This is a genomic window from Sphingopyxis sp. Root1497 (assembly GCF_001427085.1).
GTDB lineage: Bacteria > Pseudomonadota > Alphaproteobacteria > Sphingomonadales > Sphingomonadaceae > Sphingopyxis.
In genome coordinates, this window is record NZ_LMGF01000005.1 from 1,107,191 (window position 1) to 1,120,330 (window position 13,140).

Consider the following 13,140-nt stretch of genomic DNA (forward strand, 5'->3'; position numbering starts at 1 on the left):
CTTGCAATACGCCGTGTTGCGGTGCACCAATCAGCGCCCCCGACCGAAGGATGCCCCCGAGTCCATGCCGCGCCGCGCTGCCAAAGCCGCCTTGCCTTTGCCCGACCTCGTCGTGCTGGTGCTGCAGGGTGGCGGCGCGCTCGGCGCCTATCAGGCGGGGGTTTATGAGGCGCTGATCGAGCTTGGGATCGAACTCGACTGGGTGGCGGGAATTTCGATCGGCGCGGTCAATGCCGCGATCATCGCGGGCAACAAGCGTGACGAGGCGGTGGGCAAGCTTCGCGAGTTCTGGGACGGCGTGTCGTCGGCGCTGCCGTCGCTGCCGATCCCCGACAACGATATGGCGCGCGAGTGGAACCACCTTGCGGCGGCGGGGCAGGTGATGGCGTTCGGGGTGCCGGGGTTCTTCACGCCGCGCTGGCCGCCGCCGGCGCTGGCCGAACGGCAGACGCCCGGCGCGGTGAGTTTCTATGACACGTCGCCGCTGGTCGCGACGCTCGACCGGCTGGTCGACTGGGACCGTCTCAACGACGGCAATGTCCGGCTGTCGGTGGGGGCGGTCGCGGTCGAGACCGGGAATTTCCGATACTTCGATACCAAGAGCGAGCGGATCGACGCGCGGCATATCCTCGCATCGGGCGCGCTGCCGCCGGGGTTGCCGCCGATCGAGATCGACGGGACATGGTATTGGGACGGGGGTCTCGTGTCGAACACCCCGCTCGAACATGTCGTCGAGGCGGCGCATGAGGATATGCTGGTGTTCCAGGTCGACCTGTTCCCGGCGCGCGGCGAGCGGCCGCACGATCTGGAAGAAGCCTGGTCGCGCGAGAAGGATATCCGGTTTTCGAGCCGGACGCGGCGGATTTCGGACGGACTGGTGCGGCGGCGGAAGGAGCATCGGTTGATCGACCGGATGTTGGCGAAGTTGCCGCCGGGCGTGAGCGAGCTGCCGGAGGTTCGGGCGGTGCGCAAGATGGTCGATTGCAAGGCGCTGAATGTCGTGCAGCTGGTGCATAACCCTTTGAAATGGCAGACGGGTGCGCGCGATTTCGAGTTTTCGCGGATCGCCGTGGAGGCCAATTGGGCGCAGGGCCGGGAGGCGGTCGAGGCGGCGATGAAGGACGGGCATCTGCTCGCGGAAAGTATCGCCGAGGGGCGGTCGGAGAGCTTCGCGGTGCAATCGGACGGTCTGGTTCCGAAACGGACCACGGAAAATACAGGGTAAAATCTCCCCCCAACAAAGGAATTCATCATGCACCTCAAAGGCAAAACCGCCCTTGTCACCGGCTCGACCTCGGGCATCGGACTCGGCATCGCCAAGGCGTTCGCGGCGGCGGGCGCGGATATCATCATCAACGGGTTCGGCGAGGCGGCGGCGATCGAGGCCGAGCGCGCGGCGCTGGAGGTGCTGAACGGCGGCAAGGCGGCCTATGACGGCGCCGACCTGACCAAGCCCGACGCGATCGAAGACATGTTCCAGCGCGCCGACAAGGATTTCGGCGGGGTCGACATCCTCGTCAACAACGCCGGGATGCAGTTCGTGTCGCCGATCGAGGATTTCCCGGTCGAAAAATGGGACATGATCATCGCGCTGAACCTGACCGCGTCGTTCCACACGATCCGCCACGCCGTGCCCGGGATGCGCAAGAAGGGCTGGGGGCGGATCATCGGCACCGCGTCGGCGCACTCGCTCGTCGCCTCGCCGTTCAAATCGGCCTATGTCACCGCGAAGCACGGCCTCGCCGGGCTGACCAAGACGGTCGCGCTGGAAGTCGCCGATGCGGGGATCACCGCGAACTGCATCAGCCCGGGCTATGTGTGGACGCCGCTGGTCGAGAACCAGATTCCCGACACGATGAAGGCGCGCAAGATGACGCGCGAGCAGGTGATCAACGATGTGCTGCTCGCGGGCCAGCCGACGAAGCAGTTCGTGACGATCGAACAGGTCGCGGCGCTCGCGGCGTTTTTAACGCGCGACGAGGCGGCGAATATCACGGGGGCGAATTTGAGCGTCGATGGCGGGTGGACGGCGGCGTAATCGCTAACCCTCTCCCCTTGAGGGAGAGGGTTGCGAAGACTTGGTAGCTTGCTGCCTAGTCGAAGCTGGGTGAGGGGTTGCGGTCGCAAGCGACCGCGCGAGCCAAAGGCTCGCGACCCCTCATCCAACTGCGGCTAGTTCGCTTNGTATCCTTCTCCCTCAAGGGGAGAAGGAATTTGCATCCGCCTTGAGCATTCTCCCTTCGCCCCCTAAGGTTAACGCCGAACCGGACAGGAGAGACGGAGCAATGTGGGGTCGTACATCGATAATCGGGGGCATTCTGGCGGCGTCGACGCTCGCCGCGTGCAACACGGTGCCGAAAATTCCGCCGTCGGTCGCCGACGTGCCGCCGCCCGCGACCGAGGGCGGCTGGCGTTCGACCGCGACCGAGCAGGACAAGGGGCGCGTCCGGAACTGGTATTCGAGTTGGGAAGCCGCGCTGGCCGATGCGCGCGCCAAGGGGTTCGGGGCGCAGATCGACCGCGAGGGTATTTTGCTGCACCCGACCGCGGCGCTGCCCAATCCGCATCTGCCCGCGGGCGATTACAAATGCCGCACGATCAAGGTCGGCGCCAAGAGCGGCGGGACGCTCGGCTATATCGCCTATGGCTGGTTTCGTTGCCGCGTGGCGGCCGAACAGGGGATTTCGAGCCTGGTCAAGCTGACGGGGTCGCAGCGGCCGGTCGGGCTGATCTTTCCCGACAATCTGACGCGGCAGGTCTTCCTCGGCACGCTCGAACTCGGCGACGAGAAGATGGCAGTCAATTACGGCAGCGACCGGATGCGCGACATGGCGGGGCTGGTCGAGCGGATCGGCGACAATCGCTGGCGGCTGGTGCTGCCCGCGCCGGCGTATGAATCGCTGGTCGACGTGATCGAACTGGTGCCGGAAAGCTGACAACCATTATCAAAACGAGCCTATAATCCCCGTTCGTGTAGAGCGAAGTCGAGACACGCGAAGCCCCGCACGCCGCATGGATGTCTCGACTTCGCTCGACACGAACGGATAACCAAGGCCATCATGGCTTGAAACAGGGGAATAAGATGCGGATTTTGCTGGCGGGCGTGGCAGCCCTTGCGCTTTCGGCTGTGGGTGCGGTTTCCACGGTGGCGCAGACCGCCGACCCGGCGATCCAGGCCGAGATCAAGAAGGACATGCCGTCGCTGATGGCGATCTATGCCGACCTGCACGCCAACCCCGAACTCAGTTTCATGGAGGTCCGCTCGGCGGGCATCATGGCCGCCGAGGCGCGCAAGCTGGGCTTCAAGGTCACCGAAAAGGTCGGCGGTACCGGCATCGTCGCGGTGATGGAGAATGGCCCCGGCCCGGTGGTGATGCTGCGCGCCGACATGGACGGGCTGCCGGTGATCGAACAGACCGGGCTGCCCGGCGCGTCGAAGGTGCGCGTCACGACCAAGGAAGGCGTCGAGACCGGCGTGATGCACGCGTGCGGCCACGACACGCATATGACCGCTTGGGTCGGCGTCGCGCGGCGCATGGCGGCGAACAAGGACAAATGGTCGGGCACGTTGGTGATGATCGGCCAGCCCGCCGAGGAACGCGGCGCGGGCGCGCGGATGATGCTCGAGGACGGGCTCTATACGCGCTTTCCCAAGCCGCAATATGCCCTCGCGTTCCACGATGCGGCGCAGTTTCCTGCGGGGCAGATCGGCTATACGCCGGGCTATGCGCTCGCCAATGTCGACAGCGTCGATATCCTCGTGAAGGGGGTTGGCGGGCACGGCGCCTATCCGCAGACGACCAAGGACCCGATCGTGCTGGCGAGCCGCATCGTCGGCGCGCTGCAGACCCTGGTGTCGCGCGAGATCAGCCCGCTCGACAGCGCGGTGGTGACCGTCGGCAGCTTCCACGCGGGGGCCAAGCATAATATCATTTCGGACGAGGCGAAGCTGCAGCTGACGGTGCGCAGCTATTCGGACGAGGTGCGCAATCATCTGCTCGACGGCATCGCGCGCATCGCGAAGGGCGAGGCGATCGCGGCGGGCATGCCCGACGACAAGATGCCGGTGGTGAGCGTGCAGAAGGACGAATATACCCCCGCGACCTTCAACACCGTCGATTTCACCGAGGATATGGCGGCGTTTTTGAAGACGCAGTTCGGCGAGGCACGGGTGACGAAGATGCCGCCGGTGATGGGCGGCGAGGATTTCAGCCGCTATTCGCGCGACGCGAACAAGGATGTGAAAAGCCTGATCATCTGGGTCGGCGGCGTCCCGCGCGCCGAATATGACGCGGCGCAAAAGGCGGGGAAGAGCCTGCCGAGCCTGCACTCGCCCTTCTGGGCGCCCGAGGCGGACACGGTGATCTCGACGGCGACCGAGGCGCTGACGGGGATGGCGATGAAGTTGATGGGGAAGAAATAGCCGAGAGCGCTCAAGTCCGGGCGGGTCTTTCCAACACTGACCGCTTCCCAAATAAATTGGGATGGACCTGTTCGCGGCGCTATGGTGAGCAACAGCCCATGCCTGCCAATCATCCCATGCCCGGCTTGTCCGCCTGCCTGACCGACCGCGAGCTGGAGATCCTGCGGCTGCTCGCCGCCGGGCATACGGTGAAGACGATCGCCGCGCGTCTGGAGAATTCGGAAACCGCGATCAACGAGCGGTTGCGCAGCGCTCGCCGCAAGACGGGGGTCGGCAGCAGCCGCGAGTTGGCTCGCCTTCTGGATGCCCCAGAAAATTGTGACAAAAATATCGATCTTTCGAACGCGCGCTCGGTCGGGAAGGACCGGGAGCACACCGCGGCCATAGGGGCGCGCGGTTCGAAAGGAATGATCGTCATGCTCATTACGATACCTCTGGCCGCCGCCGGCCTGATGCTCGCCGCCGCGCCGTCGGCGGAACAGGCCGCCGCGCCGGCCGCCGTTGCCAGCGCTGCCTCGCAGCCGCTGCCGCTCGCCGGAAGCTGGTCGCTCGACACTTCGCCGATGCCCGTAAACGAGCGGCCGCAGCGGGTGACCATCGCTTTCGATGCCGCGCCGGACGGCAAATGGAAAACGCGCGTCGAAATCGTCGCGCCCGACGGGTCGCGCCGCTATTCGGAATCGACCGCGGCGCTCGACGGCGTAGCGGTGCCGATCACGGGCAATATGGATTTCATCGACAGCGTGGCGCTGCGCCAGCCGGCGCCGGACACGTTGGTGATGACCTTGGGCAAGGCCGGCGCGCGGGTGTCGACGCGGGTCTACACCGTCGCCAAGGATCGGGAATCGATGACCGAAACGATCGTCTGGTCGGGCAACAGTCGCGAGAAGCTGGAAACGACGCATTTCAATCGCATGGATTGATCGCGCGCCGGTGTCGGTTGCAGCGGCGGGCCGCGGTGGCCTATTCCCCGGCTTTCAGGGTTTCGAGCCACCGCAGAACCTCCGCCTGCAACCGGATCCGCGCGTCCGACCAGCTATGGTCGGTCGCGACGTGCAGCGTCTTCACCTTCGTCCCGCCGCCATCCTGGATCGCCTTGGCTAGTGCATCAGTGCCCGGAGCGAGGCCATCGTCGGAGGAGAGGATGAAGAGGTTGGTGGTGGCGAGCGCGGGCGCGGCTTTTTGCCAGTCGAAGGCGTCGCCCTTGGCGATCAGCTCGTCGGCCATGATTTCGGGCGAGGTGCCGGCGAGGGCCTCCTGGCCGTTTTCCTTCATGCCCACGGCGAGCTGGTCGCGTGGGGCCTTGGCGAAGGCGCCGAGGTTGGCGGCGGAGATCATCGCGGCGCCGAGCAGGTTTTTGTCGTGCGCGGCGGTGAGCGCGGTGACCCAGCCGCCCATGCTGTGGCCGATGATGACGAGGCGTTTGGGGTCGATGCGCAGCTTGGCGGCGTTGGCGGGGTCGCGCGCGAAGGCGAGGACGGCGTCGGCGTCCTCGAGGTTCTGCGCGAAGCGATATTCGCCGGGGCTGCCCCACGAGCCGCGATAGTTGAAAGCGATCACGGTCCAGCCGGCGCGGCGCATCGCCTGTGCGAGGTCGAGGCTCTTTTCGTTGCCGGGCAGGCCGTGACAGAGGATGACCGTCGGGTGTGGGCCGGCACCTGCGGCGACATAGACGATGCCGTTGATCTCGACCCCGCCGGTCGGGATATGGACGACTTCCATCGCGGCGGGGAACGCCTTGTCGGCAGGCGGGTCGGTGTAGATTGCGGCGGGGATGTTTGCGGGCTGGGCGAGTGCAGGAAGCGGCAGGGCGAGCAGCGCGGCGGCGATGGCGAGTTTCAGCATCATGTCATTATCCCTTGAAAGCCGCGAAGCTGCCGCTGCGGCCTTCGCCTTCGGTGAAACGTCTGGCGCCCGCGGCGGCGCCTTCGCGCAGCGGGGCGACGCCGGCGTGGGCCTCGTGGGCAAGCGCGGCTTCGATGTCATGGTCCCATTGGCGATAGGCGCTCATCCGGTCGCTGGTCATGCAAAGCTGCGGGAAGGCGGCGATCTGTTTGGCGAGCGCGATCGCGGTGGGCAGCGCTTCGCCGTCGGGGACGACACGGTCGGCGAGGCCGATGCGCTGGGCTTCGGCGGCGTCGACCGGGCGGCCGGTCAGGATCATGTCGAGCGCGCGGCCCTGACCGACGATGCGCGGCAGGCGGACGGTGCCGCCGTCGATCAGCGGCACGCCCCAGCGGCGGCAATAGACGCCGAACACCGCGCTCTCGGCCGCGACGCGCAGGTCGCACCACAAAGCGAGTTCGAGCCCGCCGGCGACGGCATGGCCCTCGACTGCGGCGATCACCGGCTTTTCGAGCAGCATCCTTGTCGGGCCCATCGGGCCGGGGCCGTCGGGGTCGTAGCGGGTCTGGCCGACAGCCGTGAGGTCGAAGCCCGCGCAGAAATGGCCGCCGCTGCCGGTGAGGATCGCGACGCTTGCCGTGTCGTCGTGGGAGAAGTCGGCGAACGCGTCGCGAAGCGCGGCGGCGGTCGCGGGATCGACGGCGCCCCGCTTCGCCGGGCGGTCGATGGTGACGATGAAAACCGGACCGTCGCGGTCGACAAGGACGGACATGAAAAGACTCCCCCGGCGCCGGGACGAGGCCGGCTTGCGCCAGCATGACGCGGTGGCCCCTTGAAAGCCAGCCCCCGCGTCTCTAGATGGGAGGCATGCGGGCCGGGCCCCTCTGGCGTCGGCGGGATATTTCCCGCCACGTGATGTCGGACCGCATCGGGTGACACCGATGCTTGCGGCCCATCTCCCCCCTGACAAGGGTTCGGGCGTCGGCGTCACCTGTCTTTTGAGTTCGCTCAATCAGGAGGCCTGTATGACGTCATATTCGCGATTTTATAAACTGACCGCGCTGTACCGCCGGCTCGACGACGCCGTGCGCAGCGAGGGACGGCGCTGCGGCGCCGATGCGTTCCGCCTGCTGCGGCTGAAAGCGGCGAAGCTCGCGGTCAAGCGCCGGCTCGCCGCGCAGATGCAGCCCGCGCTGGCGCGCTGATCCAACAACAAGAATGACGGGCGCGCGGCTTTCCCCTCCCTGAGGGGCGGGCGGCGCGTTCGACCTGTACCAGGGACAATATCATGGAATTTCTGACCGCGGACTGGCTGGGCACCCCGGCCTGGTTCTGGCTGGCCTTTATCGGGCTGGTCGTGCTGCTCACCGCCTTCGACCTTGGCTTCCTGAACAAGGAGAACAAGGAAATGGGGATCGGCGAGAGCCTTAAGCTCTCGGCCTTTTACATCAGCATCGCCTTGGCGTTCGGCGCCTGGATCTGGGCCGCGAAGGGCGGCGAGGCGGGGCTGCAATATTACACCGGTTTCTTCATCGAGAAGGCATTGTCGATCGACAATATCTTCGTGATCTCGCTGATCTTCGCGACCTTCGCGATCCCGCCGCGCTTTCAGTATCGTGCGCTGCTCTGGGGCATTGTCGCGGTAATCGTGCTGCGCGGCATCATGATTGCGGGCGGCGCGGCGCTGGTCACCGAATATGGCTGGGTGCTCTATATCTTCGCCGCGTTCCTGATCTTCACCGGCGTGAAGATGCTGTTCGCCGACGACACGCCGATGGACGTCAAGGGCAATCCGGTGGTGAAGTGGCTGTCGCGGCACATTCCGCTGACGGACGAGCTGCATGGCGAGAAATTCTTCGTCAAGCAGCCCGATAGCAAGACTGGCAAGCTGGTGACGGCGGCGACGCCGCTGTTCCTCGCGCTGGTGGTGATCAACCTCGCCGACCTGGTGTTCGCGGTCGACAGCGTGCCGGCGATCTTCGCGATCACGACCGACACCTTCATCGTCTATACCTCGAACATCATGGCGATCCTCGGCCTGCGCGCGCTCTATTTCGCGCTGTCGGCGATGGTCCACCGCTTCCACTATCTGAAATATGCGCTGGCGCTGGTGCTGGTGTTCATCGGGTCGAAGATCTTCGTCGCCGATTTCATCCTCGGCGGCGACAAATTCCCGCCTTTGGTCAGCCTGGGCGTCACCGTCGCGCTGATCGCGGGTGGGGTGATCTGGTCGCTGGTCAAGACGAGCGACGAGCCGCTGGTCGCCGATAAATAAGGGGAAGGGGCGGGCCGCGATGCCCGCCCTTTTTCGCTCAGACGGCGAGGAGCAGGGTGTCGTCGGCGTGCGGCGCCGCGGCCTCGAACGACGGCAAAGGCTCGAACTCCTCGTCCTGCAATTCGGTCACGGCGAGGCCGTCGAGCTTGAAATGGCCGAGCTTCCAGTCGTCGGGCGAGCGCCAGTTCTTGCTGAGGTTGAGCGCGCTGACGAACAGGTCGCCGCGGCGTTCGAACATCTGGTGCGGCGCGAGGACCATCTGGTTGCCGTTATAGTGCGCGGTGACGCGGCGCCGGCGCGCGATGGCTTCCATCAGTTTCAGGCGGGTATCGTTCATCGCTCGATCGATCGCAGGGAGAAGGGATTCTGATTGTGCATTGCACCATAATGCACGTCGTTTGTGAAGGTTCAAGGTCGGAATCGACAAAAAAGTTGATGAATAGCTTTGGGACGAGGGGGTGTCGGGCGCGGTGAATTGAAAGAACGTCAGTTTTTCGCGCGATTTTCGTCAGCCAAGGCCAGCCAATATCGCCGCCGCCGCCAGCCGCCCGGTCTGCGCCCCGCCGTTCATATAGCCGGGGAAGGCGTCGGACAGATGCTCGCCGGCAAAGACGATCGGTCCGGCGACCGCCTGCCGCGTCGCCTTGCCATCCTCTTCGACCCAGAAATGCGGGGCGAAGCGGGTGAGTTGGCCGGGTTTGAAGGTCGAGTAAGCGCCGCGCGCGAAAGGATCCTTGCTCCATGCCGTGCGGCGCATCGTGCGAGCCTTGAGGCCCGGAACGGCCGGCGCGATCGCCGCTTCGGCGCGGCGCAGGGTCGTTTCGGGTCTGGCGGCCATCAGCGCATCGACCTGATCGCCGCCGAAGAACCAGGTGAGCACCCCGGCTTCGCCCGGCTGGCCCGAACTGGCGTCCCAAAATTCGGAGAAGACGCCCGGCCCCTTGGTGTCGACCGCCCAGGCGGACCCCGCGGGGCCGGTCGCCGGCTCCCAGACGCGCGATGCATAGCCGGCGTTGATCTTTTCATTGCGGCCGCAATCGATCTCGCCGACCAGTTCCGCCCAGGCTTTGGGAAGCAGGCCACCATAGTCGATCGTGCGCATCAGCGGCGCGGGCACGGTGACGATCACGCGGTCGACGCGGTCGCGCTTGCCATTGGCGAAGCGCAGGTCGAGTCCGTCCTCGTCCGGGGCGATCGACCGCAGCGCATGGCCGGTCGAGATGCGCGACATCAACGGTTCGGACAGCGCCCTGACGATGCTCGACGAACCGCCGGTAAGGATGAAGCGCTCGTCGCTGAGCGAGATCAGTTCGGCCTGTTCGCCGTCGACGACGGGCAGGTTGAACAGCAGTTCCAGCGCCGAGGCCTGATCGGGTTCGGCGCCGAATTCGGTGCGGATCGTCGCCTCGATCAGCGCGCGGACGTGCGGCTTCATCAACGCGGCATTGGCGTCAAGATAGGTGGCGACCGAAATCGAGTCGAGCCCGATCGAGGCAACCGCGTAGTCGGCGTCGAGAATCTCCGCATCCCGGCCGATATGCGCGGCGATCGGGCGCAGGTCCTCGATCAGTTCGGCGTCGCCGAGCAGGCGCCCGTCGGCGACGTAGCGGGTGTGCGCGGCCATCGGCTTGCGGTCGATCAGCGGAATGCCGAAGCGCTTCGCCAGCGCGAGCATGTCGTCATGGTCGGTGTTGATGAGGTTGCCGCCATCCTCGATATTCAGCCCCGGTTCGGGGGCGTTATTCGCGGTGAGCACGCGCCCGCCGAGCCGGCCCCGCGCTTCGTAAAGATGCGCCTCGACCCCGGCGGCGGTCAGCGCATCGAGCGCGGTCAACCCCGCGAGCCCGCCGCCGATGACGGCGACACGCAGGCCGGACGCGGCGCGCGACGGAGCGGGCCAGCCGACCAAGGGAAGCGCCGAGGCGACGCCCAGCGCGGCGAGCATCCGGCGGCGGGTGATCCCTTGCGGTGCGGCGATCGGCGGCGGCGCGCCCTGTTCGGCCAGATTGGCACGGCGGGCCTGATTGAGCAGCCCCCACAACGGCCCGGAACCCCGCATCGGTTTTCTCCCCTGATGTGCGCCCAGGGGAGGTGTAGCATGGTTGGGGGGTGAGTGCGACTATACGGCGGCAGTTGTGGGTATCGTCAGACGAACGCGGGCAGGCCGACCCCGGTCGGGACAGGGCCGATCAGCGGCTGACTCAACGCGGTCGTGCTGAACTGCGCGGCCGTCTTCGCGAGGCGCTCAAAGCGGATTGCGGGTTTGCGCCGATCTATCTCGAGCTGCTTCACGCTATCGGGCTTTCAAACCACGGTTTTGATATCGATCTTCAGTTAGCTACGCCCAACACTTCGGTCTTGAGCCCATCACCGATCAAAAGCTCCTTCAAGATTGATCGCCACGCAGCATGCGTGCGGTGAGGCGGAATATGGCGTCGGGCGACACGCGCGTTTCTTCATAGAGCATCTCGTCGGCGGCGAAGCCCAGTTCGACCGTCAGGCGCAGTTCCTGCCACAGCTTGTCGCGGTCGGCGTCGGGCAGATTGCGGGCATAGGCTTCGACCAGCCGGTCGGTGACATAGCGGTGCGATTCGAGGCGGATATGCGCAAGTTGGGGCGTTGCGTGGAGCGCGCGCAGAATCCACACGGCGCCGGGTTCGGGGCGCGTCACCGCCGCCGTTTCGCGCATCAGCTCCTCGATATTGTCGCGCAGCGCATCGACGCCCTGATCGACATGGCGCGCGATCCACGCTTCCAGTACGTCGTTCTGCTTGGTCATCAGGCGTTGCCCCAGCGCCTCGAGCACGGCATATTTATCCTTGAAATAACGATAGAGCGCTGGCGGCGTCAAACCGGCGCGCGCGCAGATCATGTTGGTCGAGATGCGTTCGATGCCGACTTCGCCCAAAAGTTCGCCGGCGACGTCGAGCAGCAAGTCGTAAGTCGCCTGTGCGCGCTCCTGCTTGGGCGGCGAGCGGGGATTGATTTTGGCGCGGGCGTTCACATCGACCTTTCCATGATCATGGGCGGGTCGAATCCGGTACCCCACTCGTTTGATGACCTGATGGCTACCATATCGGCCCAGCGACTGCGCGTCATCTTCGATGTCGCGAATGACGCGTCATCGAATGGCTTTGGTGCCGTCCGCGGCGTCGTTTGCGGCCGACTGATACTCACCGCGCCGCACGATTCTTTTGGATCAGCGCGCGATACCAATGGAAGGAATCCTTGGGCGTGCGCTGCAATGTTTCATAGTCGACATGGATCAATCCAAAGCGCTGATCGTAACCCGCCGCCCATTCGAAATTGTCCATCAGCGACCATGCGAAATAGCCGCGCACATCGATTCCCCGCCCCATAGCGGCCTGTAACGCGCCAAGATGAGAGCTGACATATTCGACGCGCCGGGCATCGCGAACACGGCCGTCGGCGCCCGGCCCGTCGTTGTACGAGCAGCCGTTCTCGGTGATGTAGATCGGCGGCAATTTCGCGCCGTAGCGGGCCTGCAATTGCGTTAGAATTTCTTCCAGCCCGGCGGGAATGACCGGCCATCCGAAGTCGGTTTGGGGATAGCCCGCTATGTCCTGAATCGAAAAGAGCGGTTGCGCCGCTATGGCTGCACCATCGATAATCGCGGCGCGTCCGTCGGGAGCGCCGACGCGGGTTGGATTATAATAATTTACGCCGTACCAGTCGAGCGGCGCCGCGATGATCTTCAGATCGTCCGCTTGCACCGGCATCAACTCCGCCACGCCTGCCGGATAGGTGCCGGCCAACAGGGGATCGGCGAAGGTCCAGTTGACCAGATCGTCGTATATTTTCGCCGCGTCCACGTCTGCGGATGCGGCGCTGGCAGGCCATGTGGGGGCGTGGACGTTGGCGATTCCGATCGCGCTCGCCCCGGCAGCGCGCAGCGCGCCGACGCCCAGGCCATGCGCCAGTAGCTGATGGTGCGCCGCCGCCAGCGCGGCCATGCCCAGCTGCTTGCCGGGGGCGTGGAGGCCCAGCATATATCCCATCGACGTCAGCGATAGCGGTTCGTTGAGCGGCATCCACATCGCCACGCGGTCGGCGTATCGTTTTCCGACCAGCGCGGCATAATCGGCAAAGCGGAGCGCGGTATCGCGGACCATCCAGCCCCCCGCATCCTCGAGCGGCGCCGGGGTGTCCCAATGGAACAAGGTCGCGACCGGCTTGATTCCCGCGGCGAGCAAGGCATCGATCAGCCGGTCGTAGAAATCGAGCCCTTTGGGATTGGAGGCGCCCGACCCCGTCGGTACGATCCGCGGCCAGGCGATCGAAAAGCGGTAGTGGGTCAGCCCGAGCGCTTTCATCAACGCCACATCGTCGCCGAAACGATGATAATGGTCGTCGGCGACGGCACCGCTGGCGCCACCTTTCACGCGCCCTGGTTCGGCGCAGAAACGATCCCATGACGATGCGCCGCGGCCATCCTCATCGACCGCCCCTTCGATCTGATAGGCCGAGGTCGCGGCGCCGAAGGCGAAATTCGCGGGGAAGGGCGCCAACACATTGTCCAGCTGAGCCAGTTTGCGCGCGTGCACGCTCGATCCCAGTCCAGCCGATACAATGCCGG

At 65.5% G+C, this 13,140-nt stretch carries 14 protein-coding genes; 7 read left to right on the plus strand and 7 right to left on the minus strand.

Features of this window, described 5'->3' with window-relative positions; all coding sequences use genetic code 11:
- The first annotated feature begins 64 nt into the window (after nt 1–64).
- The 5 genes from ASD67_RS19735 to ASD67_RS19755 all read left to right on the plus strand — a co-directional run bounded on the left by ASD67_RS19735 (nt 65) and on the right by ASD67_RS19755 (nt 5,346).
- Nucleotides 65–1,225 carry a patatin-like phospholipase family protein gene (locus tag ASD67_RS19735; RefSeq protein WP_056350783.1) on the plus strand — a complete coding sequence of 387 codons (1,161 nt, stop codon included), beginning with the start codon at nt 65–67 and terminating at the stop codon, nt 1,223–1,225.
- A gap of 27 nt (nt 1,226–1,252) precedes the next feature.
- Nucleotides 1,253–2,038, plus strand: a complete 786-nt coding sequence (locus ASD67_RS19740) for a 3-hydroxybutyrate dehydrogenase (RefSeq protein WP_056350785.1) — start codon at nt 1,253–1,255, stop codon at nt 2,036–2,038.
- Nucleotides 2,039–2,285: 247 nt separating this feature from the next.
- Nucleotides 2,286–2,936, plus strand: a complete 651-nt coding sequence (locus tag ASD67_RS19745) for a DUF4893 domain-containing protein (protein WP_056350787.1) — start codon at nt 2,286–2,288, stop codon at nt 2,934–2,936.
- Nucleotides 2,937–3,082: 146 nt separating this feature from the next.
- Nucleotides 3,083–4,423, plus strand: coding sequence for an amidohydrolase (locus tag ASD67_RS19750; RefSeq protein WP_056350789.1), 1,341 nt, complete (start codon nt 3,083–3,085; stop codon nt 4,421–4,423).
- A 116-nt stretch (nt 4,424–4,539) separates the two neighbouring features.
- Nucleotides 4,540–5,346 (plus strand): response regulator transcription factor, encoded by an 807-nt coding sequence (locus ASD67_RS19755; RefSeq protein WP_056352206.1) that lies wholly within the window; start codon nt 4,540–4,542, stop codon nt 5,344–5,346.
- Between the two features lie 40 nt (nt 5,347–5,386).
- Here ASD67_RS19755 and ASD67_RS19760 read toward each other — a convergent pair whose 3' ends face one another.
- Nucleotides 5,387–6,271, minus strand: a complete 885-nt coding sequence (locus ASD67_RS19760; RefSeq protein WP_235535749.1) for an alpha/beta hydrolase family protein — start codon at nt 6,269–6,271, stop codon at nt 5,387–5,389.
- Nucleotides 6,272–6,275: 4 nt separating this feature from the next.
- Nucleotides 6,276–7,040 (minus strand): crotonase/enoyl-CoA hydratase family protein, encoded by a 765-nt coding sequence (locus ASD67_RS19765; protein ID WP_056350791.1) that lies wholly within the window; start codon nt 7,038–7,040, stop codon nt 6,276–6,278.
- Between the two features lie 253 nt (nt 7,041–7,293).
- On the opposite strand from ASD67_RS19765, the gene ASD67_RS19770 reads away from it, so the two are divergent.
- On the plus strand, nt 7,294–7,473 hold the full coding sequence (locus ASD67_RS19770) for a DUF465 domain-containing protein (protein ID WP_056350793.1): 180 nt from the start codon (nt 7,294–7,296) through the stop codon (nt 7,471–7,473).
- Between the two features lie 83 nt (nt 7,474–7,556).
- Nucleotides 7,557–8,543 (plus strand): TerC family protein, encoded by a 987-nt coding sequence (locus tag ASD67_RS19775; RefSeq protein ID WP_056350794.1) that lies wholly within the window; start codon nt 7,557–7,559, stop codon nt 8,541–8,543.
- A 37-nt stretch (nt 8,544–8,580) separates the two neighbouring features.
- Here the strand turns inward: ASD67_RS19775 and ASD67_RS19780 are convergent, their stop codons facing one another.
- The 5 genes from ASD67_RS19780 to ASD67_RS19795 form a co-directional block, all read right to left on the minus strand.
- On the minus strand, nt 8,581–8,880 hold the full coding sequence (locus ASD67_RS19780) for a WYL domain-containing protein (protein ID WP_056350797.1): 300 nt from the start codon (nt 8,878–8,880) through the stop codon (nt 8,581–8,583).
- Nucleotides 8,881–9,051: 171 nt separating this feature from the next.
- Nucleotides 9,052–10,602 (minus strand): flavin monoamine oxidase family protein, encoded by a 1,551-nt coding sequence (locus ASD67_RS19785; RefSeq protein WP_082545199.1) that lies wholly within the window; start codon nt 10,600–10,602, stop codon nt 9,052–9,054.
- A gap of 86 nt (nt 10,603–10,688) precedes the next feature.
- Nucleotides 10,689–10,835: a hypothetical protein gene (locus ASD67_RS23225; RefSeq protein WP_156377799.1), complete on the minus strand. Its 147-nt coding sequence runs from the start codon at nt 10,833–10,835 to the stop codon at nt 10,689–10,691.
- A 94-nt stretch (nt 10,836–10,929) separates the two neighbouring features.
- The gene (locus tag ASD67_RS19790) at nt 10,930–11,547 is read right to left on the minus strand and encodes a TetR/AcrR family transcriptional regulator (protein WP_235535750.1); all 618 of its coding nucleotides are present in this window, start codon (nt 11,545–11,547) and stop codon (nt 10,930–10,932) included.
- A 169-nt stretch (nt 11,548–11,716) separates the two neighbouring features.
- Entirely contained in the window at nt 11,717–13,108 is a 1,392-nt protein-coding gene (locus ASD67_RS19795; protein ID WP_235535751.1) for a GH1 family beta-glucosidase, read from the minus strand.
- Nucleotides 13,109–13,140 lie beyond the last annotated feature (32 nt).

Coding starts and splice junctions, on each gene's coding strand:
- ASD67_RS19735 (WP_056350783.1), top strand. CDS start 65: ATGCCGCGCCGCGCTGCCAAAGCCGCCTTGCCTTTGCCCGACCTCGTC.
- ASD67_RS19740 (WP_056350785.1), top strand. CDS start 1,253: ATGCACCTCAAAGGCAAAACCGCCCTTGTCACCGGCTCGACCTCGGGC.
- ASD67_RS19745 (WP_056350787.1), top strand. CDS start 2,286: ATGTGGGGTCGTACATCGATAATCGGGGGCATTCTGGCGGCGTCGACG.
- ASD67_RS19750 (WP_056350789.1), top strand. CDS start 3,083: ATGCGGATTTTGCTGGCGGGCGTGGCAGCCCTTGCGCTTTCGGCTGTG.
- ASD67_RS19755 (WP_056352206.1), top strand. CDS start 4,540: ATGCCCGGCTTGTCCGCCTGCCTGACCGACCGCGAGCTGGAGATCCTG.
- ASD67_RS19760 (WP_235535749.1), bottom strand. CDS start 6,271: ATGATGCTGAAACTCGCCATCGCCGCCGCGCTGCTCGCCCTGCCGCTT.
- ASD67_RS19765 (WP_056350791.1), bottom strand. CDS start 7,040: ATGTCCGTCCTTGTCGACCGCGACGGTCCGGTTTTCATCGTCACCATC.
- ASD67_RS19770 (WP_056350793.1), top strand. CDS start 7,294: ATGACGTCATATTCGCGATTTTATAAACTGACCGCGCTGTACCGCCGG.
- ASD67_RS19775 (WP_056350794.1), top strand. CDS start 7,557: ATGGAATTTCTGACCGCGGACTGGCTGGGCACCCCGGCCTGGTTCTGG.
- ASD67_RS19780 (WP_056350797.1), bottom strand. CDS start 8,880: ATGAACGATACCCGCCTGAAACTGATGGAAGCCATCGCGCGCCGGCGC.
- ASD67_RS19785 (WP_082545199.1), bottom strand. CDS start 10,602: ATGCGGGGTTCCGGGCCGTTGTGGGGGCTGCTCAATCAGGCCCGCCGT.